At 68.3% G+C, this 26904-nt stretch carries 30 protein-coding genes and 1 pseudogene; 12 read left to right on the top strand and 19 right to left on the bottom strand.

Going from position 1 to position 26904, the window contains the following annotated elements; all coding sequences use genetic code 11:
- Window positions 1-27 precede the first annotated feature (27 nt).
- Complete coding sequence (locus tag Q0581_RS09875) at window positions 28-300, top strand: hypothetical protein (protein WP_298699834.1); 273 nt, start codon at window positions 28-30, stop codon at window positions 298-300.
- Here Q0581_RS09875 and Q0581_RS09870 read toward each other — a convergent pair.
- From Q0581_RS09870 to queC, 4 genes are read right to left on the bottom strand one after another with little or no spacing between them, the layout of a single operon-like run.
- Window positions 297-767 carry a GNAT family N-acetyltransferase gene (locus Q0581_RS09870; RefSeq protein WP_298699832.1) on the bottom strand — a complete coding sequence of 157 codons (471 nt, stop codon included), beginning with the start codon at window positions 765-767 and terminating at the stop codon, window positions 297-299. The genes Q0581_RS09875 and Q0581_RS09870 overlap by 4 nt on opposite strands.
- Window positions 764-1129: a 6-pyruvoyl tetrahydropterin synthase family protein gene (locus Q0581_RS09865; RefSeq protein ID WP_298699830.1), complete on the bottom strand. Its 366-nt coding sequence runs from the start codon at window positions 1127-1129 to the stop codon at window positions 764-766. Before Q0581_RS09865 ends, Q0581_RS09870 begins: the two co-directional genes overlap by 4 nt.
- Window positions 1129-1764 carry a 7-carboxy-7-deazaguanine synthase gene (gene queE / locus Q0581_RS09860; protein WP_298699829.1) on the bottom strand — a complete coding sequence of 212 codons (636 nt, stop codon included), beginning with the start codon at window positions 1762-1764 and terminating at the stop codon, window positions 1129-1131. The genes Q0581_RS09865 and queE overlap by 1 nt, the downstream gene beginning before the upstream one ends.
- Entirely contained in the window at window positions 1761-2477 is a 717-nt protein-coding gene (gene queC / locus Q0581_RS09855) for a 7-cyano-7-deazaguanine synthase QueC (protein WP_298699828.1), read from the bottom strand. The genes queE and queC overlap by 4 nt, the downstream gene beginning before the upstream one ends.
- Before the next feature lie 198 nt (window positions 2478-2675).
- On the opposite strand from queC, the gene Q0581_RS09850 reads away from it, so the two are divergent.
- From Q0581_RS09850 to Q0581_RS09820, 7 genes are all read left to right on the top strand, one after another.
- A complete protein-coding gene (locus tag Q0581_RS09850) occupies window positions 2676-4298 on the top strand; it encodes a response regulator (protein ID WP_298699827.1) in 1623 nt (540 codons plus the stop codon).
- A 43-nt stretch (window positions 4299-4341) separates the two neighbouring features.
- A complete protein-coding gene (locus Q0581_RS09845) occupies window positions 4342-4791 on the top strand; it encodes a PaaI family thioesterase (protein ID WP_298699825.1) in 450 nt (149 codons plus the stop codon).
- Window positions 4788-5192: a PaaI family thioesterase gene (locus tag Q0581_RS09840; RefSeq protein WP_298699824.1), complete on the top strand. Its 405-nt coding sequence runs from the start codon at window positions 4788-4790 to the stop codon at window positions 5190-5192. Before Q0581_RS09845 ends, Q0581_RS09840 begins: the two co-directional genes overlap by 4 nt.
- 72 nt (window positions 5193-5264) lie before the next feature.
- Window positions 5265-5639 carry a hypothetical protein gene (locus Q0581_RS09835; RefSeq protein WP_298699822.1) on the top strand — a complete coding sequence of 125 codons (375 nt, stop codon included), beginning with the start codon at window positions 5265-5267 and terminating at the stop codon, window positions 5637-5639.
- A gap of 69 nt (window positions 5640-5708) precedes the next feature.
- Window positions 5709-6062 (top strand): hypothetical protein, encoded by a 354-nt coding sequence (locus Q0581_RS09830; protein WP_298699820.1) that lies wholly within the window; start codon window positions 5709-5711, stop codon window positions 6060-6062.
- Between the two features lie 90 nt (window positions 6063-6152).
- Window positions 6153-6581 carry a hypothetical protein gene (locus Q0581_RS09825; RefSeq protein WP_298699818.1) on the top strand — a complete coding sequence of 143 codons (429 nt, stop codon included), beginning with the start codon at window positions 6153-6155 and terminating at the stop codon, window positions 6579-6581.
- Between the two features lie 46 nt (window positions 6582-6627).
- Complete coding sequence (locus Q0581_RS09820; RefSeq protein ID WP_298699816.1) at window positions 6628-7257, top strand: helix-turn-helix transcriptional regulator; 630 nt, start codon at window positions 6628-6630, stop codon at window positions 7255-7257.
- 151 nt (window positions 7258-7408) lie between these two features.
- Here the strand turns inward: Q0581_RS09820 and Q0581_RS09815 are convergent, their stop codons facing one another.
- The 3 genes from Q0581_RS09815 to Q0581_RS09805 all read right to left on the bottom strand — a co-directional run bounded on the left by Q0581_RS09815 (window position 7409) and on the right by Q0581_RS09805 (window position 10549).
- The gene (locus Q0581_RS09815; RefSeq protein WP_298699814.1) at window positions 7409-7885 is read right to left on the bottom strand and encodes an SH3 domain-containing protein; all 477 of its coding nucleotides are present in this window, start codon (window positions 7883-7885) and stop codon (window positions 7409-7411) included.
- 244 nt (window positions 7886-8129) lie between these two features.
- Window positions 8130-9803, bottom strand: a complete 1674-nt coding sequence (locus tag Q0581_RS09810) for a lysine--tRNA ligase (protein ID WP_298699813.1) — start codon at window positions 9801-9803, stop codon at window positions 8130-8132.
- Between the two features lie 47 nt (window positions 9804-9850).
- On the bottom strand, window positions 9851-10549 hold the full coding sequence (locus Q0581_RS09805; protein ID WP_298699812.1) for a hypothetical protein: 699 nt from the start codon (window positions 10547-10549) through the stop codon (window positions 9851-9853).
- A 57-nt stretch (window positions 10550-10606) separates the two neighbouring features.
- On the opposite strand from Q0581_RS09805, the gene queA reads away from it, so the two are divergent.
- Genes queA through tgt form a run of 3 tightly spaced genes read left to right on the top strand, consistent with a single transcriptional unit; the run spans window position 10607 to window position 13421 of the window.
- On the top strand, window positions 10607-11839 hold the full coding sequence (queA, locus tag Q0581_RS09800) for a tRNA preQ1(34) S-adenosylmethionine ribosyltransferase-isomerase QueA (protein WP_298699810.1): 1233 nt from the start codon (window positions 10607-10609) through the stop codon (window positions 11837-11839).
- On the top strand, window positions 11836-12309 hold the full coding sequence (locus Q0581_RS09795; protein WP_298699808.1) for a hypothetical protein: 474 nt from the start codon (window positions 11836-11838) through the stop codon (window positions 12307-12309). The genes queA and Q0581_RS09795 overlap by 4 nt, the downstream gene beginning before the upstream one ends.
- Window positions 12306-13421 (top strand): tRNA guanosine(34) transglycosylase Tgt, encoded by a 1116-nt coding sequence (gene tgt, locus Q0581_RS09790; protein ID WP_298699906.1) that lies wholly within the window; start codon window positions 12306-12308, stop codon window positions 13419-13421. The genes Q0581_RS09795 and tgt overlap by 4 nt, the downstream gene beginning before the upstream one ends.
- Here tgt and Q0581_RS09785 read toward each other — a convergent pair.
- From Q0581_RS09785 to Q0581_RS09755, 8 genes and pseudogenes are all read right to left on the bottom strand, one after another.
- Window positions 13418-13972 carry a hypothetical protein gene (locus Q0581_RS09785; RefSeq protein WP_298699806.1) on the bottom strand — a complete coding sequence of 185 codons (555 nt, stop codon included), beginning with the start codon at window positions 13970-13972 and terminating at the stop codon, window positions 13418-13420. The genes tgt and Q0581_RS09785 overlap by 4 nt on opposite strands.
- A 69-nt stretch (window positions 13973-14041) precedes the next feature.
- Window positions 14042-15427 carry an ABC transporter permease gene (locus Q0581_RS09780; RefSeq protein ID WP_298699804.1) on the bottom strand — a complete coding sequence of 462 codons (1386 nt, stop codon included), beginning with the start codon at window positions 15425-15427 and terminating at the stop codon, window positions 14042-14044.
- On the bottom strand, window positions 15424-16377 hold the full coding sequence (locus Q0581_RS09775) for an ATP-binding cassette domain-containing protein (RefSeq protein ID WP_298699802.1): 954 nt from the start codon (window positions 16375-16377) through the stop codon (window positions 15424-15426). Before Q0581_RS09775 ends, Q0581_RS09780 begins: the two co-directional genes overlap by 4 nt.
- A gap of 96 nt (window positions 16378-16473) precedes the next feature.
- Entirely contained in the window at window positions 16474-17112 is a 639-nt protein-coding gene (locus Q0581_RS09770; RefSeq protein WP_298699801.1) for a M23 family metallopeptidase, read from the bottom strand.
- A gap of 227 nt (window positions 17113-17339) precedes the next feature.
- Window positions 17340-19154, bottom strand: coding sequence for an autotransporter domain-containing protein (locus Q0581_RS09765; RefSeq protein WP_298699799.1), 1815 nt, complete (start codon window positions 19152-19154; stop codon window positions 17340-17342).
- 88 nt (window positions 19155-19242) lie between these two features.
- Entirely contained in the window at window positions 19243-20487 is a 1245-nt protein-coding gene (gene serA / locus Q0581_RS09760; RefSeq protein ID WP_324524400.1) for a phosphoglycerate dehydrogenase, read from the bottom strand.
- 114 nt (window positions 20488-20601) lie between these two features.
- A pseudogene (locus Q0581_RS14735) lies at window positions 20602-21135 on the bottom strand (HAD-IB family phosphatase); the annotation flags it as partial.
- A gap of 54 nt (window positions 21136-21189) precedes the next feature.
- Complete coding sequence (locus Q0581_RS09755; protein ID WP_298699795.1) at window positions 21190-22596, bottom strand: SDR family oxidoreductase; 1407 nt, start codon at window positions 22594-22596, stop codon at window positions 21190-21192.
- A gap of 156 nt (window positions 22597-22752) precedes the next feature.
- On the opposite strand from Q0581_RS09755, the gene Q0581_RS09750 reads away from it, so the two are divergent.
- Window positions 22753-23664 carry an Hsp33 family molecular chaperone gene (locus Q0581_RS09750; protein ID WP_298699793.1) on the top strand — a complete coding sequence of 304 codons (912 nt, stop codon included), beginning with the start codon at window positions 22753-22755 and terminating at the stop codon, window positions 23662-23664.
- On the opposite strand, the gene Q0581_RS09745 is transcribed toward Q0581_RS09750, so the two are convergent.
- From Q0581_RS09745 to pstB, 4 genes are all read right to left on the bottom strand, one after another.
- Entirely contained in the window at window positions 23625-24386 is a 762-nt protein-coding gene (locus Q0581_RS09745) for an SPFH domain-containing protein (protein WP_298699790.1), read from the bottom strand. The genes Q0581_RS09750 and Q0581_RS09745 overlap by 40 nt on opposite strands.
- Before the next feature lie 247 nt (window positions 24387-24633).
- Window positions 24634-25326 (bottom strand): phosphate regulon transcriptional regulator PhoB, encoded by a 693-nt coding sequence (gene phoB / locus Q0581_RS09740; RefSeq protein WP_298699789.1) that lies wholly within the window; start codon window positions 25324-25326, stop codon window positions 24634-24636.
- Window positions 25327-25352: 26 nt separating this feature from the next.
- Window positions 25353-26078 carry a phosphate signaling complex protein PhoU gene (phoU, locus tag Q0581_RS09735; RefSeq protein WP_298699787.1) on the bottom strand — a complete coding sequence of 242 codons (726 nt, stop codon included), beginning with the start codon at window positions 26076-26078 and terminating at the stop codon, window positions 25353-25355.
- Window positions 26075-26902, bottom strand: a complete 828-nt coding sequence (gene pstB, locus Q0581_RS09730; protein ID WP_298699785.1) for a phosphate ABC transporter ATP-binding protein PstB — start codon at window positions 26900-26902, stop codon at window positions 26075-26077. The genes phoU and pstB overlap by 4 nt, the downstream gene beginning before the upstream one ends.
- Window positions 26903-26904: the final 2 nt, after the last annotated feature.

The raw sequence follows: 26904 nt of genomic DNA, 5'->3' as shown, positions 1-26904 counted from the left end.
AGGTGTGCGGATCAGGAGACACCCCGCATGATCCGTTTCACTTCGCGCCTGCCCGCCGCGACGATCCTGCTGGGCGTCGGTCTGATGCTGCAGGGCTGCCTGGTCGGGGCCGCGGTCGGCACGACGGGCGCCGTCATCGGCGGGGCGGCGAAGGCCACCGGCGCGGTCGTCGGCGCCGGCGTCGACGCCGTCACCACCTCGGACGAGGAAACCCGCCTCAAACGCGAACGCGAGGCCCGCGAGGAACGCCGCCGCCAGGAACGCCGCGAACGCCGGCAGCGCCAGGGCCGCGACTGCTAAAGCCGCTTCTCCACGGCGTAGTTGTGGATGGCCACGCCCTCGACCTCGAAGTCTCGCCGCTCCAGCACGGTGAACCCGCGCGCTTTCAGAAACCGCACGGCGGCCTCGCTGGCCTCTGACGTCAGGCGCGGCACGCCGGCCCCCCGCGCCCGCGCCTCCAACGCCGCGTACAGAGCATCGGCCGCCCCCGTCCCCGCCGCCTCCGGCGCGCAATAGAGGAAATGGATCAGGCCGTCCGTCTGCAGATCGGCGAATGCGACCGGCCGATCCTCGCCGTCCACGGCGACCAGACGCGTCCGCCCGTCCGCCATCAGGGCGTCCAGTCTTTCGCTCGACGGCGCCAGCCCGGCCCAGACCTCGACCTGCGCCGCCGAATAGTGGCGCACGCCCAGGCCCCGCACCGAGGCGACGTACAGCCGGTTCAACGCTTCCGCCTCGCCGGAACGGTAGTCGCGAACCGCTGTCACAGGCTCACCGTGCACCGTTCATGGATCGTCGGCCGGCCCACGGTGACGCGGCACAGGCCCGGCCATTCCGGCTTCAGCCGATTGACGAACCACAGGCACAGCTTCTCCAGGCTGGGCAGCTCCAGCCCCGGCTTGTCGTTCAACAGGCCGTGATCCAGCTCCTCCGCCGCCGCCTTCAGCGCGCGGTCCAGGGCGCCCAGGTCGGCGACCCAGCCGTGGTCGGCGTCCAGAGTCTCGCTGCGCACCGTCGCCTCGACCATGAAGGAATGGCCGTGCAGGCGGCGATAGATGCTGCCTTCCGGCTCGTTGGGGAAATGGTGGGCCGCGTCGAAGGTGGCCGCCTTGGTGATCTCGAACTGCATCAACGCACGCCGATGTATTTGTGGGTCTGGACGCTGAGGCGCCACTGGGGATGGGTCAGGCAATAGTCGATGGCCGCCGTCGTATTGGCCGCCTGGTCCGGGCCGTCCATGGGCTGAAGCCAGAACCGCTCGAAAGCCAGGTCGGCGAACCGTTCGGGCCGCGCCAGGGCCTGGGGGAAGACCAGCTTCAGCTCCTGGCCCGTGGTCTGGACCACCGGCGCATCGGCCTTGGGACTGACGCAGATCCAGTCCAGCCCCTCCGGCGCCGCCACCGTGCCATTGGTCTCGACCGCGATCTCGAAACCGCGCGCCTTCAGCGCCGCGATCAAGGGCGGGTCCAGTTGCAGCAGGGGTTCGCCTCCGGTGCAGACCACCAGCTTCGGCGCCCCGTCCCCGCCCCGCCACATCGCCGCGACATGGTCGGCCAGGGCCTCAGGCGAACGGAATTTGCCGCCGCCGTCGCCATCGGTCCCGACGAAATCGGTGTCGCAGAAATTGCAGACGGCCGTGGCCCGGTCCCGCTCCAGCCCGTTCCACAGATTGCAGCCTGCAAAACGCAGAAAGACCGCCGGACGCCCCGCCTGGCCGCCCTCGCCCTGAATGGTCAGGAAGGTCTCCTTCACCGCATAGGTCATGCGGCGACCCACTCGGCATAGCCCGCCGCGCGCAGCTCGCAGGCCGGGCAGACGCTGCAGCCATAGCCCCAGGCGTGGCGTTCACGGCGTTCGCCCAGATAGCAGGTGTGGCTGTCCTCCACGATCATTTCGACCAGGGCGTCGCCGCCGATCCGGTGCGCCAGTGCCCACGTCTGGGGCTTGGTCAGGGCCATCAGCGGCGTCTCGATCGGCACGGGCTTGTCCAGGCCCAGGCTCAGCGCCCGGCTCATGGCCTGGATCGTGTCGTTGCGACAGTCGGGATAGCCGGAATAGTCGGTCTCGCACATGCCGCCGACCAGAACCTCCAGCCCCCGCCGGTCCGCCAGGGCCGCCGCCGCCGTCAGGAAGATCAGGTTGCGTCCGGGCACGAAGGTGGTCGGCAGGCCGCGCGCGTCCATTTCGATGGCCCGTTCGGCCGTCAGGGCGCTATCGGCGATGCGGCCGTATCCGGTCAGGTCCACCACATGATCGGCCCCCAGCCGGTCGGCCCATTGCGGCAGGACGCGCGCCATGGCGTCGCGCACCGTCTGTCGGGCCTGCATCTCGACCGCATGACGCTGGCCATAGTCGAAACCGACAGTCTCGACCCGCCCGTATCGTTCCAGCGCCCAGGCCAGGCAGGTGGCGCTGTCCTGCCCGCCCGAGAACAGGACGAGGGCCGAAATCAGGCTGTCTGGAGGGGTTTGGCTCATGACGAATCTGCGGTCGGCCACGGGCCGCGCGCATGCATCCAGGTCGGGGTGTGTGATTGATGGGCGCGCCTTCTACACCATCGGCCTGTTTGGGCCAAATCCCCGAAATTCTCCGAATGAGAATTTGTTGGCGCGCTTAACCCTTCCGCAAACGGTTCTCAGCCATTGTCCACCGGTGCCATCGGAGTTCCGGCCAGTATGCCGACCATCGAAGCGTTGACTCAAAGAACCGATCCGATCGCCGTCGATACGCCGACGAGCGAGGTTTTGACGCGCTTTGAAAGCGACCCCTCCCTCCTGGCCCTGGCCGTGGTGCAGGATCAGCGCCCCGTGGGCCTGGTCGAGCGCGACACCTTCCTGCTGAAGATGGCGTCCAAGCTGGGCCGCGCCCAGTACGCCCACCGCACCGTCGAACATCTGATGGACCGCGAACCGCCGGTGGTCGAGGCGGGCGTCAAGGTTTCGGCCGTTTGCGACGTGCTGTTGCGCAGCGACACCGGCGCCCTGGTGCGCGGCTTCATCGTCACCCGACAGGGGCGTTATCTGGGCGTCGGCTCCTGCGTCGCCATCCTGCGGGCCATGCACGAACAGCGCCTGACCGACGAAAAGGTCATGGCCGAACAGAGCCGCGCCCTGGCCAACAGCCAGGCCCAGGCCCAGGCCGCCGCCCAGGCCAAGAGCCAGTTCCTGAACATCCTCGGCGCCGAACTGCGCACGCCCCTGAACGGCGTGGTGGCGGTGGCCGACCTGTTGCGCCGGCAACCGCTGAGCAGCGCCGCTCTGGCGCATGTCCAGACCATCGCGGATTCGTCGGACACCCTGCTTCGCATCCTGCAGGACGCGCTGGATCTGGCGCGCGCCGAGGCCGGCGAGCTGGAGCTGCACCCCGCGCCGACCCCGCTTCGCGCCGTGATGGACGAGGTCCAGACCGAATGGGCGCCGCGCGCGACCCAGGACGGCGTGACCCTGCTGGTCGGGTTCGAAGGCGACACCGAACTGGCGGCCCAGATCGACGGCGGCCGCCTGAAGCAGGTGTTCAACACCCTGATCGGCAATGCGCTGAAATTCGCCCGCAACGGCGTGGTCGAGGCCAGTCTGAAGGCCTGGGCCGACGGCGGCCATATCCGCATGGAGGCCCGCGTCCGCGACGATGGGCCGGGCGTGGACCCGGACGCCGACATCTTCGAGCCGTTCGTGCATGCCGACACCCATGAAGGCGCCGGACTGGGCCTGTCGATCTGCCGCCAGATCGTCAATCAGATGGGCGGCCGCATCTGGGCCGAGAACAACGCCGGTCGCGGCTCGACCTTCGCCATCGACCTGTCGGCGCCGCGCGCCGTGGTCCAGGCTGAAACCGCATCGAACATCTCGAACTTGGCCGACCTGGCCCTGCAATCGCAGCCGCACATCCTGATCGTCGACGACAACGCCACCAACCGCGTGGTGGCCCAGGCTTTGTGCGAAATGTTCGGCTGCACCTCGGAACTGGCCGAAGACGGGCTGGAGGCGCTGGAGGCGGTCAAGGCGCGGGCCTTCGACCTGATCCTGATGGACATCAAGATGCCGCGCATGGACGGGGTTCAGGCCACCCAGGCCATTCGCGCCCTGCCCGGCCCCGAAGCCGCCACGCCCATCATCGCCCTGACCGCCAACGCCGACCCCGAGGACGCCAAGCGCTACATGTCCATCGGCATGGCCGCCGTGGTCGAAAAACCGATCAAGCCCGAACGTCTGCGCATGGCCATGAACGCCGCCATGAACCAGGACGCCGAGGACGAGGTGCAGGCCCCGCCCGCGCGCGGCAAACGCAGCGCCGCCTGAGGCTCGACGCCGGGCGGCGACCCCGCCATGATCGGCGTCGCCCATGACCGAGTCCTCCCTTCGCTCCATCCTGCCCCAGCTGGCGTCCGGCGCCGCGCACACCCATGCCCTGGGTTTCGCATGGGAGGGGCTGGTCGATGACGGCGCACCGCGCATCCGCGTGCCGTATCGGGCCGATCTGGTGGGCGACCCCGACACGGGGGTGTTGGCCGGAGGCCTGGTGACGGCGTTGCTGGATCATGTCGGCGGGCTGGCGGTCTGGGTCGCCATGGACGCCTTTCGCCCCATCGCCACCCTGGACCTGCGGGTCGATTACATGCGCGCGGCCCAGCCGGGGCGCGACCTGATGGCCCAGGCGCGCTGTTTCCGCCTGACCTCCTCGATCGGCTTCGTGCGGGCCTGGGCGTTCGAGGACGACCCCTCCGACCCCGTCGCCGCCGCTCAGGCCGCCTATATGGTCAGCGGCGAGAAGACCGCCGGGACAACGGCATGACCGGGCCGTCCGAACTGTTGCAGCGCCTGCCCTACGCCCGTTTTCTGGGGCTGGACGGGGTCCAGACCGACGAAGGCGTGCAGGTCGTCATGCCCTTTGCGGACCAGTTGATCGGCAACCCCATGCTGCCGGCCCTGCATGGCGGCTCGACCGCGGCCCTGCTGGAAATGACGGCCATCGTGCAGGTGGCGGACACCTACCCCCGCCTGCGCCTGCCCAAGCCGATCAATGTGACCGTCTGCTATCTGCGCACGGGCCGGCCGCGCGACACCTTCGCCCTGGCGCGCATCAGCCGGGCCGGCCGTCGCGTCGCCCACGTCACCGCCGAAGCCTGGCAGGGCGACAGAAACGACCCCATCGCCAGCCTGACCGCCCATTTCCTGCTGCAGGACGACAACTAAAGGTTGTTGATGCTCGCATCTCATGATTGTCTTCCAACGGTGACGCTTGGTTCACGTTCGGAGATGCCCCTCATGACGCGACAGGATATCGGCCAGGCCCTGGCCAGCCGTCTTTACGCCGCCGAAGCCGCCATCGACGCCGCCCTGGCGGAAACCGCCGGCCTGGCGGCCATGCTGCCGGCCGCCCGCGCCCAGGCCTATCTGTCGGCCGTGACGGGCCAGAAGGCGTTCGACGGCGCGGCGGCGTCGATCTCGGCCCTGGCCGAGGCGCGATCCCATCTGGTCCAGACCCACAACACCCTGTCGGCCCTGGCGCGCAAACTGGGACTGGACGCCCTGGCCATCGGTCCAGTCGACAAACCCGACGACGATCCGCCGCGCGGCAAGGGCGGCGTCAGCCCTGAAAACACGTATTTTCAACAGGATGAGCGCACGCCTGTAAGGTAAACAAATCCCTACCAAATTCCCCTGAGACGTGTTAAGGCTTCGTTCACTGTTCTGAATAGGAAGCCTTCCATGGACAAGTCTGAAGTCATCGGCAGCGTCGCCAGCGACCTGCACGCCACCGAAAAGGCCATCGACACCGCCATCACCCAGGCGACCACCCTGGTCCAGTCGATGATCGGCGCCCGCACGGCTCTGCAACTGTCGCCGGTTTCGGGCGCGGGTTCGCAGGCCAAGGCCATGGAATCGATCGCGGCGCTCAGCACCGCGCGCGACGCCATCGTGGCCTGCCACGCCGAACTGCAGAAAGACCACCGCCGCATGGGCTGGGGCGTCTACGCCGTGGGTCCGGTCAACAAGCCGGACGACTGGGAAACCCCGATCGGCGGCACCCCGCCCAAGGGCCATCTGACCCGCGTTGCGTGAATTCGCGTTTAGATAGGCATCTGGTCATTTCGCATTGACCCGATTCAAGGCATCTTGGCCCCCATGTCCGTCCGGCATGGGGGCATTTTCTTGTTCGACACCCTGCCAGCTCAGATCGGCGCCGTCTTCACGGTGGCTGTCTGCCTGTTCGCCTTCCTGAAGGGCGACGAACCCGAGCGCATCGGCGCGGGCGCCTATCTGCTGGGCTGGTTCGCCTCTCTGCTGGTCCAGACCGATGGCGATCTTTACGCCGTGCAGTGGGCCATGTTCGCGCTGGACACCGTCATGCTGGTGATCCTGGGCGCCCTCGCGTGGCGATCACGGCGGTCGTGGCCCATCTGGGCCTGCGCATTACAGCTTCTGGCCGTGACCAGTCACATCATGGCGATGATCGACCTGAGACCGCCCATCGCCTCCTTCTATACGGTGCTGAACATCGCCAGTTACGGCATCCTTCTGGCCCTGGCCATCGGCACCTTCTGGGCGTGGCAGGAGCGTCGCGCGGCCGGACTGGAATAGGCGTTTATTCCTATGTAGGCTTGCGATCCGATTCGCCGGATCCGCCATGCCCCTGTCGCACGCCAAGCTGTGGAAGGCCCTGGACAACCTGGCCCGCCGCGAGGGTTTAAGCCCCTCGGCCCTGGCGCGCCGTGCCGGGCTGGACGCCACCGCCTTCAATCCGTCCAAGCGGTTCGGCCCCGGCGATCCGCCGCGCCCCCGCTGGCCGTCGACCGAAAGCCTGACTGCCGTCCTGGCCGCCACCGGCGCGTCCCTGGCCCAGTTCGCGGCCCTGGCCGAAGATGACGCGCCCGCGGTCATCCCCCTGCTGGGCCTGGCCCAGGCGGGTCAGGACGGCTTTTTCGACGACGCCGGCCTCCCCGTCGGCGAAGGCTGGGAGCAGACGGCGTTGCCACGCCTGTCGGACACCCTGTTCTCGCTGCGGATCAACGGGGACTCCATGGCGCCGCTGTATCGCGCGGGCGATCAGGTGATCGTGGATCGCGCCGCCACCGACATCCGGCGCGGCGACCGGGTGGTGGTGCGCACCACCTCCGGCGAAACCCTGGCCAAGGAGATCGCCAGCCTGACCGCGCGCCAGGTGGTTCTGGCCTCGATCAATCCCGACTATCCGCCCCGCACCCTGGCCCGCGCCGACATCGCCTGGATGGCGCGCATCCAGTGGGTCAGTCAGTAAATGCGCTCAAACAGCGAGCGCCCGTGGCGCGAGCGTTAGCGCACAAACAATGCGCTCAAGCAGAGAGCCGCCGCGCGGCGAGCGTTAGCGCACAAAAAAAGAGCCGCCCCGAGAACGGAGCGGCCCCTTCCTTCCTGCCGATCCCTTGGGATCAGTAGGCGCGCACATGGTTGGCGCTGACCCAGCCGCCGCCGGCGATCTGGACCCAGCCGGGTTGCGAGCCGATGGCCGTGGCGGGCTGACCGGCCGACAGGCTGCCGACCTGGCGGTAGTTGGTGCCCGGACCCGAGCGGATGCGCAGGTTCGACGTCGCCTGGATCATGTTGTCGTTCGACTGGCTGGCGGCGCGGGCGCGCTGCTGGTTACAGCCGATATAGCTGCCGGCCGCGGCGCCGGCGGCGGCGCCGGCCACCGTGCCCAGGGTGCGTTCATTGCGCGCGACGTTCGAGCCGACCACGCCGCCCAGCACGGCGCCGATGGCGGCGCCCGCGCGCTGGCGACCCCCAGGGGCGTCGCAGTTGGTCACGCCATTGGCCTGCTGGGCCATGGCCAGGGTCGGCAGGGCCGCAGGGGCCAGACCGCCCATCAGGGCGGCGACGGCGATGGCGGCGGTCATACGGTTCGACATGGCTCTTCTCCTGTCATCGAGTTGGTCGATGAAGACAGAATGCTTCAGCCCGCCTGAAGGCTCCCCTGAACGCGCCGTTGTTTTCGGTTCATGTTTGTCGCCGCGTGGACGATCCTCCCCCACCGGGGGAGGGGGACCGCATAGCGGTGGAGGGGGCTCGCTTCGAGCACCGCATCTTGATCCGGCCCCCTCCGTCACGGCGCGAAGCCGCGCCGCGCCACCTCCCCCGATGGGGAGGATTGTCTCAGGCCGAGGCCAGTTCCCCCGCCGCACCGCGTTCGATCAGTTCGATGGTCTGCGGCAGGCCGTAGATGGCGGCGAACGAGCCGAAGCGCGGCCCCTGGCTGGCGCCCAGCAGCACTTCGTACAGCGCCGCGAACCAGGCGCGCAGGGGCTGGAAGTCGTGGTCCTTGCCCACCGCATAGACTTCGTTCTGAATCACCTCGCCATCGGTCGTGTCGTCCGGCAGGGCGCGCAGGCGCCCGGCCAGGTCGCGGAAGGCCGTCGCCTCCTGCTCCGTGGGGGCGCGATAGGTCTTCGCGGGCTTCACGAAGTCCTCGTAATAGTTCAGCGCCCGATCCATCAGCTGGTCCAGAACCGGCTCTGATTGCGGCGTCGCCTCGGGCAGATAGCGCGCCATATAGGCCCACAGCTGGTCCTTGGACGAGGCGTTGGCCACCCCCACCAGGTTCAGCAGCAGGGCGAACGACACCGGCGACGCCACCGCCGGCGGGGCGCCCGCATGGATGGACCATACGGCGTTGTCGATCTGCTTGGCCGGCTCCTGCGACGCATACTGGTCGATGAAGCTCAGATAGTCGTCGATGGCGCGCGGAATGACGTTGAAATGCAGGCTCTTGGCCGATTTCGGCGACTGGAACATGTACCAGGACAGGCTCTCGGGCGTGCCGTAGCGCAGCCACTGGTCCATGGTCAGGCCGTTGCCCTTGGACTTGGAAATCTTCTTGCCTTCGATGTCCAGGAACAGTTCGTAGTTGAAGCCTTCGGGCGCCACCCCGCCCAGGGCGCGACAGATCTTGCCGCTTTCACGCACACTCTCGATCAGGTCCTTGCCCGACATCTCATAGTCGACGTCCAGCGCGGTCCAGCGCATGGCCCAGTCGGGCTTCCACTGCAGCTTCACATGGCCGCCGGTGACCGGAACCTCGGTGCGGCCGCCCGCCGGGTCGTCGAAGACGATGGTCCCCTTCTCGACGTTCCGCTCCAGCGTCGGCACCTGCAGCACATGGCCGGTGACGGGGCTGATCGGCAGGAAGGGCGAATAGGTCGCGCGCCGCTCCTCGCCCAGGGTCGGCAGCATGATGGCCATCACCGCCTCATACCGCTCCAGCAGGGTCAGCAGGGTCGCGTCGAACCGGCCCGACCGATAGGTCTCGGTCGAACTCATGAACTCGTAATCGAAGCCGAACCCGTCCAGGAACGCCCGCAGCCGCGCGTTGTTGTGGGCGCCGAAGCTCTCGTGCGTGCCGAACGGATCGCGCACCCGGGTCAGGGGCAGATGCAGGTCTTCGGCCAGCATATCCGGGTTCGGCACGCCCTCGGGAACCTTCCGCAGGCCGTCCATGTCGTCGGAAAAGGCGATCAGCCGCGTGGGCCAGTGGTCGCCGGTCAGGGCGCGGAAGGCGTTGCGCACCATGGTCGTGCGCGCCACCTCGCCGAAGGTGCCCATGTGCGGCAGGCCCGACGGCCCGTATCCCGTCTCCAGGATCACCGGCCGTTGCAGGGCCTCGAAGGTCGCCAGCGCCTGATCCGTCTTGCCCGCGTCGATCAGCAGCTTGGCCGCATCCCGCTCGGCGTCGCTCAGCCGCTTCTTCAGCACATGGGCCAGAAGATTGCGGGCCTGTTCAAACGGCCATGACTTGGCGTCACGCGCGAGGGGTTCGAGGTTCTGAAGCATCGGCGGGGTTTGCAGCCTCGAAGGCCGTGGGTCAACGACAGCGGACGTTATTCCGCCTCGTCCTTTCGCCGGATGGCGTCTGGAATTAATCTGACGAAAGCTTCGTCGGCTGAAATGTTCTCCACTCGCGCGCGATGATAAATCAGCACCGCCACTATGAACGGGAACAAGGCCACGGCTGCCCAGTAGATCGGATTGCCTGTCACTTCGATGCCAACGAAAGAGAGAGCGCCCGCAGGAGCCAGCATGACGAGCGGAGTGAACGCCAGACCGTAAAACAAGGCCTTGCCGGCAGTGCCGAGCAGGGTTGGCGCTTGAATAGGTAACGCCGAAACAGTCTGGGCGGTCATGTGCTGCGCGGATGCATGTTCGAGTCGCGCCATTTCCCTCGCCTGTTCCGGGCTGCGCCATTCCGTTCGCTCGAAGAAGTGCCCATCCGGCCAGATCAAGCCCATTCCGACAGCCTCAGCCTTCAAGGCTTGGACATCTTCCACCCGTCGATAGGCCCACAACCGCCAGCGGGGCGCGAGGATGGCCCATACCATCCATGCCGCGACAAACCCGGTGACTAGCATACCGACCATGGCCACTATGACGATTTCACCGGAGATGTTTCTTGGAGCGAACACGCTGGCCAGCGCCGCAAACGCCGCTAGCGGTACGAGAAACGCCACAATAGATGAGCCATTGACCCAAAGGCTCCCGACGAGGATCGCCCAACCCACGCTCACCTGTTTCGGCTTCATCCCCGCACGCTCTCGACCATTGACGAGCACAATCTAGCATGGCCTTTGCCGCTTCCCATGCGCACCGCCGACTTCGACTTCGACCTGCCCGAGGACCGCATCGCCCTGCGGCCGGTCGAGCCGCGCGATTCCGCCCGCCTGCTGATCGTCAGCGATGGCGCACTGGAAGACCGGACCATCCGCGATCTGCCCGACTTTCTGCGGCCCGGCGACGCCCTGGTGTTCAACGATACGCGGGTGATCCCGGCGCGCCTGTCCGGGGTGCGCCAGCGGCCGGGACCGGAGGGCGAAACCTTGAGCGTCGCGGTCGAGGCCACCTTGCACCACCGCGACACGCCCGACGTCTGGTCCGCCTTCATGAAGCCGGGCAAGCGGATCAAGCCGGGCGACCGGATCACCTTCTCCGCCCCCCTTCCCCTCGAGGGGGAAGGGGTCGGGGGATGGGGTGTGGGCACGGCGCCGGAACATTGGGCGCCGGGGACTGAGTCTTCCCAGAACCCAATCCCACAGCCTGCCAACACCCCCACCCCAACCCCTCCCCCCTCGAGGGGGAGGGGCGCGTGTTTCCTAGGCGCCTTGCATGCCACCGTCGAAGCCAAGGGCGAGGATGGCCTGGTCACCCTGAGGTTCGACCTGTCCGGCCCCATGCTGGACGACGCCATCCGCGACGTCGGGGTCATGCCCCTGCCGCCCTATATCGCCGCCAAACGGCCCGAGGACGACCGCGACCGGTCGGACTATCAGACCGTCTTCGCCGAGCATGACGGCTCGGTGGCGGCGCCCACGGCGGGTCTGCATTTCACCCCTGCCCTGCTAGAGGCGATCCGGGCGCGCGGCGTCTCGACCCATGCGGTGACCCTGCATGTCGGGGCCGGCACCTTCCTGCCGGTCAAGGCCGACGACACGGCCGACCACCGCATGCACAGCGAATGGGGCGAAGTCTCGCAAGCGACCGCCGACGCCCTCAACGCCGTGCGCGCCGCGGGGGGACGCATCGTCTGTGTCGGCACCACCTCCCTGCGCCTGCTGGAAAGCGCGACAGGGCCGGACGGCGTGGTCGGCGCCTTTCATGGCGACACGGCCATCTTCATCACGCCCGGCTATCGGTTCCGGGCGGCCGATGTGCTGATGACCAATTTCCACCTGCCGAAGTCGACCCTGTTCATGCTGGTCAGCGCCTTCTGCGGGCTGGAGACGATGAAGGCCGCCTATGCCCACGCGGTCGCCACGGGGTATCGCTTCTATTCCTATGGCGACGGCAGCCTGCTGTTTCGGAAACCCGCACCATGACCGCCCTTCCCCGCCCCTTGATCCAGAGTCTTGAGATGCTGGCCGCCACGGCCGAGGCGCTGGAGCTGGGTCAGGACTGGATCGTGTTCGGCGGCGCCGCCATGGCCGTCTCGGGCCTGTCCGACTGGCCCGTGCCGGACATCGACGTTCTGGCGTCGCGCGACGTCGCCGAGGATCTGATCGAAGCCTTTGGCGGCCGGATCGTCGCGCCGAAGGACCAGGTGCAGTTCCGCTCGGCCCTGTTGGCCCGCATCGACACCACGCCTGTGCCGATCGAGATCATGGTCGGTCTGGAGGTGATGACCGACGACGGCTGGCGGCCCGTCCGTTTCCACACCCGCCAGGACCGCGCCGTGGGCGAACGGTTCGTGCCGACCGCGCAGGTTTCGGAACAGGCGCAAATGGCGCGCCGTTTCGGGCGGCCCAAGGATATTCTGCGCGCCGACGCCCTGGAAAAACTGAGCGCCTGATGCCCTTTCCCTTCGACATTTCCGCCACCGACGGCCGGGCGCGCACCGGCGTGCTGAAGACCTCGCGCGGCGACATCCGCACCCCGGCCTTCATGCCGGTCGGCACGGCCGCGACGGTCAAGGCCCTGACGGTGGATCAGGTGGCCCAGACGGGGGCCGACATCCTTTTGGGCAACACCTATCACCTGATGCTGCGCCCCGGCCCGGAGCGGATGCAGCGACTGGGCGGCCTGCATGAATTCATGCGCTGGAAGAAGCCCATCCTGACCGACAGCGGCGGTTTTCAGGTCATGAGCCTGTCGGGCATCTCCAAACTGACCGAGGAGGCGGTGACCTTCTCCAGCCATATCGACGGCTCCAAACACGTCCTGACGCCGGAGCGGTCGATCGAGATTCAGGCCGACCGGCTGGGGTCCGACATCGTCATGCAGCTGGATGAATGCGTGGCCTGGCCGGCGGAAGAGAAGCGCGCGCGCGAGGGGATGGAGTTGTCCGCCCGCTGGGCCCTGCGGTCCAAGAACGCCTTCGGCGCGCGGGATACGCAGGCCCTGTTCGGCATCCAGCAGGGGTCGACCTTCCAGAACCTGCGCCAGGAAAGCTCGGACCGGCTGCGCGAGATCGGCTTCGACGGCTACGCCATCGGCGGGCTGGCGGTCGGCGAGGGGCATCAGGCGATGTGCGAGGTTCTGGACTACGCCCCCGACATGCTGCCGACCGAGCGGCCGCGCTATCTGATGGGGGTGGGAAAGCCGGTCGATCTTGTCGAGGCGGTGTGGCGCGGCGTCGACATGTTCGACTGCGTCCTGCCGACCCGCGCGGGGCGCCATGGCCAGGCCTGGACCTGGGACGGGCCGATCAATCTGAAGAACGCCCGCTTCGCCGAGGATCAGGACCCGCTGGACCCCGCCGTCCCCTGCCCGGCGTCACAGGATTATTCACGCGCCTATCTGCACCACCTGATCCGGGCCGACGAGATCTTGGGCAAGGTGCTGCTGAGCTGGCACAACATCGCCTTCTTCCAGGCGCTGACGTCGGCCATGCGGGCGGCGATCAGCGAAGGGCGGTTTGAGGCGTTCCGACGCGATTTCCACGCCCGCCACGTTTCGAACTAGCGGCGGGCGCGGCTGGGCTGGAACCAGCCGGGGGCGGCCGGCGGGGCGCAGTTGCGTTGCATGCCGATGCCTTTCAGGAAGGCGCGGCGCACCCGTCCGGCCTGGATGGCCGACTGGACATGGCGGCTGTGCGCCTCGGCCCCCGACAGACGGCGGACCCAGCTGCGACCCGGAATGAAGTCGGTGGTGGTGTCGCGCACGGCGTTCAGCGCGGCGCTGGAGGCCGCGTCCGCGGCGCGTTCGCTGTTCAGGCGGCCATCGGGGCTGGGCGGTTCGTCCAGGTCCGGGCCCAGCGCCTCGTCCAGGCGGCGCACCTCGGCCGCGATGGGGCGGCACCGGGTCATGTTGCGCAGGTCGTAGGGACTGGCCTCGGCCTGCAACAGGACGGTGGGAATATGCTCGCGCCGCAGGTTCAGATCGTCCAGCGGCGCCGTGGCCGCCGCCCCGAACCCACGGCCGAAATTGGTGGCGCCGTCCGCGACGGACCGTCCGGCGTTGCAGGCCGACAGCGACGCGGCGCAGGCGATGAGCAGAAGGGGGAAGGTGCGCATAGAGGTCATTGAACACGCCCTAACGGTCAAGTGAAGCTTCGGGTTGCGACCCGCGTCCTTCGACCGCCCCTATTCCCCCCGGCGCACGGCCCCGGCGAAGGTCTTCCAGCTCAACTTCACGTCCGACAGGGCGCCGGCGCGGAAGGCCCGACCCGCGATCAGAACCATGACGACGGCGAAGGCGAACATGCCGGCCATGGCGCCGATCACCTCGATCATCGGTGGGTCCGACGGCATGCGCGCGATCATCAGGAAGGGCGTGAAGAACGGGATCCACGACAGGATGCGCACGACCGGTGCGTCCGGCGTCATCAGGGCCATCTGCATGGTCAGCATGGGGATGACCAGAACCATCATGATCGGCCCCATCAGCGTCTGGGCGTCGCGCGGCGTCTCGCAGAAGGCGCCGATGGCCGCGAACAGCACCGCGTACATCAGATAGCCGCCGACCATGAAGGCCGCGAAATAGCCCAGCATGCCGCCGTGCAGCAGCACTTCGCCGACATCGGCCGCCTGGGCCGGAGCGAAGTTCAACAGTCCCGCCGCCCCGATCAGCCCCCATCCGGCCAGCACCGTCAGGGTCAGCATGGCGACGCCCAGCACCTTGCCGGTCAGGATCTCGGTGGCCGAGGCCGAGGACAGCAGCACCTCCAGGATCTTGTTCGACTTCTCCTCCATCACGCTGTTCAGCAGGATGGAGGCGCCGGTCAGGATCAGCGACCACAGCAGGAAACCCGAGGCCAGGCCGATGATGGCCGGCAGCTTGTCACGGAACGACACCTGGCCGCCGCTGGCGGACTTGGGCGAAAAGACCGTGACGTCGGGGCGGAACCGCTCGGTCGCCTCGACCACCTGCGGGTCGATGCCGGCGCCCTCGAACACCGACTTGCGGTTGGCGGACCTCAGGGCGTCGCGGACGAAGTCCTCGACCGTGTCGTCGGTGGCGCGGGCGGACCAGACGCGGGCCGTGGGCAGGCCTTCGCTGCGGCCCAGGAAGACCACGGCGTCCAGCCGCTGGTCCTTGGGCGTCTCATCGGTCAGCCAGCGGCGCACGGCGTCGTCCTGGGCCTGGCCCGGCGCGGCGGCGGCGATATCGGCTGGGGTGTCGACCAGGCGGATGCGCTGGCGCGACAGCGACGCCATGGCGCCCGAGGCGGCGGTCGCATCGGCCGGCGCGCCGGTGCTCTTGGCGGCGGCCTCGGCGGCCTGACGGGCGCGTTCGGCGCGGCGGTCGCCGTCGCGCTTCAGGGCGTCACGAACCGAGGCGGCCAGGCCGGTGGCGCCGTCTTCCTCGATGATGGCCACGGCGCGAACCGGTTCGGACGAACGGATCAGAACCGGGATGGCCCCACCCAGCACGGCGAACAGCGGAAAGGCCAGAAGCGACAGCCAGAAGCCGACGGTGCGGGCATAGGCGGCGTATTCGCGCCGCGCGATCAACAGGGTGCGGTTCATTGGCCCGTCTCCCGCGCGATCGACTGGTCCTGGTCGGGATTGTCTCCGGTCAGGGCGATGAAGGCGTCGTGCAGCGTCGGCTCCTTCAGCGAGAAGCCCCGCACGTCCAGCCCGCCCAGGAAGGCGGCCTTCAGCGCATCCTGCCCGCCGGCGCCCCGCGCCAGGGTCGCCCGCAGCGACACGGCGTCGCCGTCGCGGCCCAGGGTCTCGACCCCCGCCACGCCGGGCAGGGCCGCGACGGCCTGAGGGTCGATGGCGCCGGTCAGGTCCAGCACGCGCGGCGAGGTGGAGCGCGCTTCGTCCACCGTGCCCTCGAACGCCTTACGGCCGCGCGCCAGCAGCACCACCTTGTCGCACAGGCGTTCGGCGTGCTGCATGACGTGGGTCGAAAACAGCACCGTGGCGCCGTCGGCGGCCAGGCCGCGGATCATCTGTTCCAGCCCCTGCTGGTTCATGGGGTCCAGACCCGAGAACGGCTCGTCCAGAATCACGAATTCGGGCTGGTGGATCACCGAGGCGATCAGTTGGACCTTCTGGGCCATCCCCTTGGACAGCTCCTTCATCTTCTTGTTGGCGGCGTCGCCCAGGCCCTGGGCCTTCAGCTGTTCGCGGGCGCGACGACGCCCCTCGCCCGCCGGCACGCCCTTCAGCCCACCGAAGAAGGCGATGGCGTCCACCGGCGTCATCTTCTTGTAAAGGCCGCGTTCTTCGGGAAGGAAGCCGATGCGGTCGCGCACGCGGCGCCCGTCGTCGGACCCCAGAATGTCGATGCGCCCGGACGTCGCCGGCTGCAGGCCCAGGATCATGCGGATGGTCGAGGTCTTGCCGGCGCCGTTCGGCCCCAGAAAGCCGCAGATCGAGCCCTTGGGCACCTGAAAACTCAGGTCCGACACGGCCTGGAAGTCGCCATAGCGTTTGCTGACCGCATCCAGCGTCAGGGCCGTCGTCATGCATCCTCCGAGATCGACTTACGGCTTCAGCCTAGCAAGCCCCGCCCCGGCCCCGCCACACGAAACGGCAGCGGCCATGACGATTGTCCGCCGGGTTCAGGACGGCAGGCGCGTCGGGATCTGGACCGGCGCCTGGAAGGTGCGGCCCACCACCTTGGCGGGGTTCAGGGGGCGGCCGTTGCGGCGCACCTCGAAATGCAGGTGCGGGCCGGTCGAATAGCCTGTGGAGCCGACCAGGCCGATGCGGGCGCCCGGAACGACGGTCTGGCCCGTATGCACGTCGATGCGGCTGAGATGGCCGTACAGGCTGGTCATCCCGTTGGGATGGCGCATCTCGATGAAGCGGCCATAGCCGGCCGGGTCATGGCCCGTGCGCAGGACCACGCCCTCGGCCGTGGCGAAGACGCCCGTGCCCATCGGGGCGGCGATGTCCACCCCGGCATGCGCCCGCGCGCGCGATTCGATGGCCAGTTTGCGCAGGCCGAAGGCCGAGTTGACGGCGTAACCCTTGACCGGCGCCTCGAACACCAGCTGCCGCATGACCGGACCGGCGGCCTCGGCCACCGCCTGGACCGGCGCGGTCGCGGGAACGGCGCCGGCTTCGGCCTGGGGCGCGACATCGCGCGGCGCGGCAGCCATGGCCATGACAGCCAGGCCCGCCAGGCCGGTGATCTGGACGGCGGCTTGACCCGAGTGGATCAGAAAGGTTCGGGCGGACGGCAACAGGCGTCGCATTCGGCGGCGTCTCCGGCTTCGGCTCGGACTGAGCGGGGTCGATCCGGGCCGAAAAGGCGCGACGCACAAAAGGCGCCGGATCGCGGAAGCGGGCTGTTCTAACGCCGGATGGGGCGACTTTGGGGCGGTCGCAAGGTCTGTGGGGCGGCGGATCGCCGCAGGACCGGAACGCCCACGAAAAAGGGCGCGGCCGAAACCGCGCCCTTTCGATGGATCCTCTGATCCGATTACAGCGGCAGACGGAAGGTCACGCCGCCGATATGGCTGTCGGCATGGTCGCCAAAGCGGCCGCGATAGCCAATCTCCATCTTGATCGGCCCCATGTCGCCGGTCACCCCGGCCGAGGCCAGGAACTGACCGCCGAACGGATCTTCGACCGCGCGCGACAGAACGCTGGCGGGGTTGTTGGCGATACCGACGCGCACCGCCTGGCTGTTGTCGTCCAGATTGTCGCGATAGCCGCCCTCAGCGAAGAAGCCCCACGATCCGGCCTGGCCTTCGGCCCGCAGGCTGACCTCGGCGGTGACGCCGGAAACGCGACGATCGGCATACTGATAGGCCGCCGCCACGCCCTGTTCGGAATAGCCATCGACCGAGCTGGAGGCCCAGGTCACCGCCGCGCGGGGCGACAGGGCCAGACCGCCCATGTCCCACCACATGCCGGCCTGCAGACGCGCGCCTTTCGACGAGCCGCGGGTGGCCGCTTCATGAACGATGGGCGCCAGCTGGGTCATGCGTTCGATGGCGTTGTAGTCGTCGCTGGACAGGCCGGCGGCGGCGTTGACGAACACATCGCCCGACCGGAAGCCGGCATAGACGTCAAAGCCGACCGAGGTCAGGTCAAAGCTCTGACCGCCGCCCTCGACGCGCGTGTCGCGCCAATTGCCGGCCATGCCGAACCGCAGGCTCTGGTTGCCGGTTTCCAGCGCCACCCGGGCGCCGTGGCCCGTGGCCTCTGATTCGCCGACCACGCCCCGGGTGTCGGTGTTGGTCTGATCGATCAGGCCGCTCATGGTCAGGCGGGTGCCTTCATCCCAGCCATGACGGTCGGACAGGGCTTCGGTGGCGGCGTCCAGGCTGTCTTCGCGATGGCGATAGGACGTTTCGCCCTGCAACGCCGTCTGGGCGCCCAGGTCGCCGTAATAGAGGTAGTCCATCGCCAGGGTGGCCAGAACCGCATGCCCGGCCGCCGTCGGGTGAACCCCATCCAGATAGAAGTAGGTGTTGGGCGTCGAACACAGGGTCAGGGCCGTCTGGTTGAAACAGGCGTCGGTCACATTGGTGAAGCCGAAGGCCCCCGGATTGCCGGCGATGGTGTCCCCGATCTTGAACAGGTCCATCATGATGATGTTGCTGCCCGGACGCGCCGCGGCCGTGGCCGCCAGCCCGGTCTGCAGGGCGGTGTTGAAGGTGGTGACCGCATAGTCGGCCAGGCTGGCCGCCGGGCTGGTGCGGAACTGCGGCGTGATCGACAGCTTGGGCAGGTTGGTCACCAGGATGGTCCCGGCGCCGGCGCCCGCCACGCTGTTGACGATGAAGTTGATGTCGGCCGCCGCCCCGGTCGAAACCGGCGTGATGGCGCCGACGGGATTGGCCGAAACCCCCGCCGTCGGCAGGGCCTGGAAGATGTTGTTGGCGCCGCCCAGAACACTGACCAGATCACCCGCGCCGAACTTGCCGCCCAGGCCCAGATAGTTGGTCAGCTGGGTGCGCATGCCCCACGGCGAAAGGGAGCTGTCGGTCCGCGCCCCGCCGAAGGCCAGGTTGACGCTGCCCGTGACCGGGGCGCCGGCGGTGATCCGCCCGGCGTTGAAGCCCAACAGTTCGGTGAACACCGGCCCGGTGGCGAACCGGCCCTGCCAGTAGAAGGGCGCGGGCGGCTGGGCGCCGCCGGTCGCGGCGTACAGGTTGCCGTTATCGCTGAGGCTGTCGCCGAAGACGACCAGTCTGTTGTAGGTCTGAGCATTGGCCGAGCCGGCGACCGCGCAGGCGGCGGCGACGGTCAGCGCGGCCGCAGCGGCCGAGCGTAGAAGACGAGACATGTGTTTCCTCCGAAGGCCGACGAATTGCGGCCATTGAGGTCACTGTGCGCCGCTTTGCGGCAGACGCAAGATGCCGTTACGTCAGCTTTCAGTGCAGCAGGCGGAAACGCAGCGTTCCCGCCACGGATTTCAAAGCCTTCAGCGCCTCGGGATCATAGTCGCGGTCCACGTCGGTGATGACGTAGCCGGTGCGCTCGTCCGTCTTCAGATGCTGGCCCAGGATGTTCAGCCCGGCGGCGGTCAGGGTCTGGTTCAGCTCGGCCAGGACGCCCGGCTGATTGCGGTGGATGTGCAGGATGCGATGTCCGCCCGTCACCTCGGCCAGCTGCACGTTCGGCAGGTTGACGCAGAAGGTGGTGTCACCCCGGTTCAGATAGGCCAGCAGCCGGTCGGCCGCGAACTCGGCGATGGCCTCCTGGGCCTCTTCGGTCGAGCCGCCGATGTGCGGGGTCAGGATGACATTGCGCCGCCCGCGCAGGGGGCTGTCGAACGGATCGGCGTTGGTGCGCGGCTCCTCGGGGAAGACATCGACCGCCGCCCCGCCCAGCCGGCCGGCGTCGATCGCCTGGGCCAGGGCGTCCACATCCACCACGTGGCCGCGCGACAGGTTCAGCAGCAGGGCGCCGGGCTTCATCACCGCCAGCTCCGCCGCCCCGATCAGGGCGGTGTTCTCGGTGCGGCCATCGACATGCAGGCTGACCACGTCGCTTTCGGCCAGAAGCGCGTTCAGCGACCGCGCCCGGCGGGCGTTGCCCAGGGCCAGCCGCTCGGTCAGGTCGTGGAAAACCACCCGCATGCCCAGCGCCTCGGCCAGCACCGACAGCTGCGCGCCGATGGCGCCATAGCCGACCAGGCCCAGGGTCTTGCCGCGCAACTCGCGCGATCCGGTCGCCGACTTGTTCCAGACACCCCGGTGCATGGCCGCCGACTTGTCGGCCACGTCGCGCATCAGGGCGATCATCAGCCCGACCGCCAGCTCGACCACCGAACGGGTGTTGGAATAGGGGGCGTTGAACACCGCCACCCCGCGCCCCGCCGCCGCCGTCAGATCGATCTGGTTGACGCCGATGCAGAAGGCGCCCACCGCCATCAGCCGATCCGCAGACGCCAGCACCCGCGCCGACACCTGGGTCTTGGACCGCACGCCCAGAACATGCACGCCCTTCAGCCGCTCGATCAGCGCTTCCTCGTCCAGGGCGCCAGCCTCCGTCTCGACCGTGTAGCCCGCCTCTTCCAGCTTCTGCACGGCGGCGGGGTGAATGGTCTCCAGCAGCAGCATGCGGATGCGGCTGCGCGGATAGCTGAACCGCCCCTGCTCGCCCTCAGCGTGCAGCAGTTCGTCGATGGAGGCCGCCACGGCGTCGGCGGCGGCCATGACCGGCGCCCGGCGCGCGATCTCGGTGAAGGCGTAGAAACGGTCGGCGGCGCCCGCCTGTCTGACCTCCGCATCGGTCCAGCCGTCGCCGACCATGACCACCGGACCGGTCAGGTTCAGCCCGCGGATCGCCACCGCCTTGCCGCCCGCCTGCGACAGGGGATTGGCGTCGTCCACGCCCGTCACCCGCCCTTCGGCGTCATAGCGCAGGTCGTTGCACAGCACCCGATCCGGCGCGACGCCCAGACGTTCGGCGATGGGGGCGATAATCTCGCGGAAGCCGCCCGAGACGATCACCACCCGGTCGGCGTTGTCCAGGAACCATTGCCGGTTGCGACGCACAGACGGCGCGCCTTCATCCAGGATGCGCCCGGCCAGATCATCGACATGGGCGCGGGTCAGAGGCAACCGCGCCAGCCGCGCACGCAGGGCGACGCCGAAGTCGATGTCGCCCGCCATCGCCTGATCGGTCAGGCGGCCGATTTCGGCGCGCACCGTCTCCGCCTCGGCGGCGCCCGCCAGCGCCAGATCGGCCAGGGCCTCCAGCGTCTCGATCCGCACCAGGGTGGAATCGAAGTCGAAAACGAAAACGGGACGGGCGGTCATGCGACCAGCCTGCCCCGCCTTCGCAGTTGCAGCAACCGCCTTAAGGGCGATCAATCATTGACGGATAAAGTTTCGCAGCCGGCTGTCCGGCCGGCGGGCGTCGATGGCCGCCGCGCCGATGGCCGCCGCGATGGTGGCCAGGGCCAGGATGGCGCCGCCTTCACGCGCGTGCTCGCGGGCGTAATCGCCTGCGTCGCTGGCGTAGCGCCGAGCCGTCTTGCCGTGTTTCTTCAGCGCCTTGCGCGAAGATTTTCGCGTATCGCGCCACCAGCGTTCGGAGCGGTCGCGGGCCTCGTCGCCGAAATCGGCGGCGCGGTCGCCGGCGTCGCTCAGACCCTGACGCAGGCTGTCGGTCAGACCATCGAACCGGCCGCGCAGATCATCGACATCCACCCAGCCGCGCGGGTCGAACCGCCCGCGAATCCGCTCGAACCGTGTCGGGCCGCTGCGTTGATTCAGAAGCGCCACGGCCACCGCCGCGACGGCGATCAGGGCCACCGTGCCCACGGTGACGCCGGGATGTTTGCGGGCCTCGGCCAGAACGCTGAACTGTCGAACCATCGGATAGTGAACCTCTTCGTCAAGGCCGTCCTCGGTCGGGTCATAGAGCCCGTCGTCGAACGGCTGATAGGCGGAATTGCGATCCCGCATCATCGAAGGAGCGAACCGGGCGAAAAGAGGTTCCGCGACGGCCGGCAGCGCGGAATACAGCGTGGCCGCCAATCGCCCGCCGCCGCCCACGGTGATCTCGCGGATCGCGTGGCTGGCGCAGTACAGGATGGTGTCGGCCACGACGTGGGTCGCATAGACGGGCTGGGGGTTCTGAACCGCATAGCCGGTCAGGTTGCGCGCATGGCGGCTGTAAGGCGTGTCCACCGCGCCCGGCTTGACCAGGCTGAGGGCCACCGGCGCCTGTTCGCGGATCAGCTCCATCCGCAGGGCGTTGGTGAAGCCCTTCACCGCATGTTTGGACGCCGAATAGACGCCCTGAACCGGGATCGGCGCATCGGCCAGGATCGAGGCCACATTGACGATGGCCCCGCCGCCGGGCCGATCACGCAGGTGTTCGACCGCCACCAGCGAACCATTGACCACGCCCCAGTAGTTGGTCTCGAACAGCCGCCGCTGATCCTCCAGCGTCGTCTCGCGGATGGGCCCGTAGATCGACACCCCCGCATTGTTGACCCAGGTGTCGAAGCCGCCGAACAGCCGGATGCATTTCTGGGCCGCCTCGGCCAGGGCGTCATGATCGGCCACATCGGCGACGGCGTAGGCGGCGCGCGCGCCTTCGGCCTGCAGTTCTTCGGTCAGGCGTTTCAGATCCTGTTCGCCCCGCGCGATCAGGAAGACACAGGCGCCCGCCCGCGCCGCTCGCCGCGCCGTGGCCAGGCCGATGCCCGACGTCGCGCCGGTGATGACGATGGCCTGCTGGTCCAGGGGTTTCAGTCGCGCCTTGGTCATGTCGTGCGTCCTGGGCCTCTTGTGGTGCGATCCGAACGGGGCGGCGGCGGGCCGGTTCCGGCGTCGCTTTGCACACCCCTGCCCCCGCCCCTTATCATGGACCGGCCGGGCGCCTATCTAGGCCGCTCTGATTTTCCCCGATGCCTTGGAGCCTTCGTGACCCAGCCTGCCGCGCCTATCGACGACCTGGCCGCCGCCTTCCAGATCGAAGGCTGGCCCGTGCGCGGCCGTCTGGTGCGGCTGGGCGCGGCGGTGGATCAGGTGCTGTCCGCCCATGACTATCCGGCGCCGGTCGCGGGCCTGCTGGGTGAAGCCTGCGCCCTGGCGGCCCTGGTCGGGTCCAGCCTGAAGTTCGAGGGTCGCCTGATCGTCCAGGCCCAGGGCGACGGGCCGGTGCGCTATGTCGTGGCCGACTATGACACCTCCGGCGCCCTGCGCGGCTTCTGCCGCTATGACGAGGCCGAGGTGGCCGCCGCGTCGGCCGACGGCGCCCGCCTCGGCGCCCAGGCCCTGCTCGGCAAGGGGGTGTTCATCATGACCCTGGATCGCGGCGCCGATTTCGAGCGCACCCAGGGCGTGACCCCGATCGAGGGCGACAGCTTGAGCCTGTGCGCCGAACACTATTTCGAACAGTCCGAACAGGTGCCGACGCGGGTGAATCTGGCGGTCGGCCGCGTGTCCAACGCCGCGGGCGACAGCTGGCGCGCGGGCGGGGCCATGATCCAGGTCATCGCCGCCGACGATGCGCGCGGCGAAACGGTCGAGGCGTGGGATCGCAGCCGCGCCCTGTTCCAGACCCTGGCCGACGACGAACTGGTGGACCCCACCATCACGCCCCAGACCCTGTTGTTCCGCCTGTTCCATGAAGACGGGGTGCGGCTGGAGGACGCCCGTCCCTTGCGCGCCGAATGCCGCTGCTCGGCCGACGGCATCGTCTCGACGCTGAAAGCCTTCGCCGCCGAAGATCGCGGCGACATGACCGAGGCCGACGGCAAGATCCGCGTGACGTGCGAATACTGCTCGAAGGTCTATGAACTGGACCCGGCCGAGGTCGAACCGGCGGCCTGAGCCGGGTTCAGCGCGGCTTCGCCCAGGACCAGGGTCGCCCCCTTGGCGCCCCCGACCGATTGCAGCAGCCGCAGCTTCATCAGTTCGGGATTGTCCTTCAGCATACGGGCGGCGTTGGCCAGCGATCGCAGCGCCGCCTGTTCGCCCCGGGCCCGCTCCAGCTGGGCCAGACCTTCCAGGCGCGCACGCTCGACCTCTGTCGTCATCTTTCGCAACTCGGGCGGCAGGATGACCGACCCCAGTTCCGCCTGGCTGATGCTCAGCGCCGGGTCGATCCCGGTCATCGCCGCCTTCAGACGCTCGCCCAGACCCTCGGGCCGAGTCAGCAGGGTTTCCAGCGGCTCCTGAGACGCCAGGGCCAGAAGGGCCTGGGACGCCGCCAACTGGATGGCGCCGGTGATATTCAGCGGCAACGACGCTTCCACATCGACGATCTGGTAGATGATGGTCGCCGACAGCCGCACCGGCAGGCCGTCACGTGTCACCGCATCCACCGGCCCCACGCCGAAATACGTCGGCCCGGACCACACGCGATTGACCATCAGCCGACGCCCCATGCGCCACACCCGATGCCGGCCGGGCGACATAAGACGATCAAAGCCGCCGTCGATGTACAGAACACCGTGTTCCCACGGGCTTATGCGGAAGGTCTGAAACCCCACGACCATAATCACGCCGGACAGAACAATCAGGCCAAATGCAAGATAGATCAGGTCGGTCATTCACGCGCGTTCCCGGAAAATGGGTCCCGGCGCCGCGATGAGCGGGCGGGGGCGCAAGGCCCGCATGACCCGCCCCTGGCTTGTCTTGCGACCGGCGCCGGGACCACGTTTGCACCCAATGGAGATGCTTACCGTCTATGGGCTGACCGCGTCCGAAAAGACGGACGTCGCGCCGCGGATCGCATCGACGGGGAGTTGAACCCCGTCGTCACTCTAGGCTGACCGCAACGCGCCGCAAGCGGTTCGTTCAGCGTCCGTCCAGGTCCAGGGAATAGCCGGCCGAGCGGACGGTGCGGATCGGGTTGACCGTGCCCTCGATGTTCAGCGCTTTGCGCAGGCGCCCGACGTGCACATCGACCGTGCGGGCCTCGACATAAACGTCGCTGCCCCACACCGCGTCCAGCAGCTGTTCGCGGCTGAACACCCGGCCCGGATGCTGCATCAGATGGTCCAGCAGGCGGAACTCGGTCGGGCCCAGGTGCACTTCCTGTCCCGCGCGGCGCACGCGGTGGGCGACGCGGTCGATGACGATGTCGCCATGGGTCACGCGGTCGTCGGCCAGACCCGGACGGATGCGGCGCAGCACCGCGCGCATGCGGGCGATCAGCTCGACCATCGAGAAGGGCTTGGTCAGATAGTCGTCGGCGCCGGTGTCCAGGCCGCGCACGCGGTCGGTTTCCTCGCCGCGCGCGGTCAGCATGATGATCGGCAGATTGCGCGTCTCGGGCCGGCTGCGCAGGCGACGGCAGACCTCGATCCCCGACACCTTAGGCAGCATCCAGTCCAGCAGGACCAGATCGGGCACCCGCTCGTCGACCTGGACCAGCCCCTCTTCGCCATCGGCGGCCACGGCCACCTCATAGCCTTCCTTTTCGAGGTTGTACTGAAGCAGGGTCGCCAGGGCGTCCTCGTCTTCCATCACCAGGATGTAGGGCTGCACGGCGGTTTCTCCGTTACGCTAGTCTGTCAGACGACCGGAAGGGTCGGGGTGGGCGCATCGTCGCCCGGACGCGGCACGAAGCGCGGACGGTCGCCCGTCAGCTCCTCGCCCGTTATCTCGTAGTGGATGGTCTCGGCGATGTTGGTCGCGTGGTCGCCGATGCGTTCCAGGTTCTTGGCCATGAACAGCAGGTGGGTGCAGGCGCCGATCGTGCGCGCATCGCCCATCATGTAGGTCAGCAGTTCGCGGAACAGGCTGTTGTAATGCTCGTCCACCTCGTCGTCGGCGGTCCAGACCGAGATGGCGCGGTCCAGTTCAGACGCGGTGTAGGCGTCCAGCACGTCGCGCAGGCGGTTGGACACCAGCTTGCCCATCCGCTCGATCGAGCGGGTCAGCACCTGCATCGGCTCGCCCTCGGCCAGCACCAGGCCGCGCTTGGCGATGTTCTTGGCCAAGTCGCCGGTGCGCTCCAGATCCATGGCCAGCTTCATCGCCGACAGGGTCTTGCGCAGGTCCGAGGCGACCGGCTGACGCAGGGCGATCAGACGGATGGCCTTGCGTTCGATGTCACGGTGGAAGGCGTCCAGCTTGGCGTCGCGCTCGATCACCGCGCGGGCCAGGGCCACGTCGCGGCGAGCGACGGAATCGATGGCGTCCGCGACCTGGGCCTCGGCCAGGCCGCCCATACGGGCGACCTCGGCCGTGATCTGGTTCAGTTCGTCGCCATAGGCCTTGACGGTGTGCTGGTTCATCCGAACCGTCCGGTGATGTAGTCCAGCGTGCGACGCTCGCGGGGATTGGTGAAGATTTCCTCGGTGTCCCCGGCCTCGACCAGCCGGCCCATGTGGAAGAAGGCCGTGCGCTGGCTGACGCGCGCCGCCTGGGCCATCGAGTGGGTGACAATGACGATGCAGAACCGCTCGCGCAGTTCGTCGATCAGCTCTTCGATCCGCGCCGTGGCGATGGGGTCCAGGGCCGAGCACGGCTCGTCCATCAGGATGACTTCGGGATTGACCGCGATGGCGCGGGCGATGACCAGGCGCTGCTGCTGGCCGCCCGACAGGCCGGTGGCCGACTGGCCCAGGCGGTCGGCGACCTCATCCCACAGGCCGGCGCGCTTCAGCGCGTTCTGCACCACATCGTCCAGCTCGGACTTGGAGGTGGTCAGGCCGTGAATCTTGGGACCATAGGCGACGTTTTCCCAGATCGATTTCGGGAAGGGGTTCGGCCGCTGGAACACCATGCCGACGCGGGCGCGCAGCAGCACCGGATCGACGGCGCGGGCGTTGACGTCTTCGCCATCCATGTCGATGCGGCCGGTGACGCGGGCGTCCGGGATGGTGTCGTTCATGCGGTTCATGGTCCGCAGGAAGGTCGACTTGCCGCAGCCCGACGGGCCGATCAGGGCCGTGACCGTCTTGTCCTGGATGTCCAGGCTGACGTCGAACAGGGCCTGTTTCTCGCCATAGAAGACCGAGACGTCGCGGGCCGAGATTTTGACCGGCGTGGTGACGCGCGACGGCGGGGGCGCCCCGGCCTCGACACCGTCAGCAGCGCGATAGATACGGTTGGTCATAG

Origin of the sequence: uncultured Brevundimonas sp., assembly GCF_937863155.1 — a bacterium.
GTDB lineage: Bacteria > Pseudomonadota > Alphaproteobacteria > Caulobacterales > Caulobacteraceae > Brevundimonas.
Note: the sequence above shows the minus strand (reverse complement) of the source record. Positions and strands in the feature narration are given on the sequence as shown.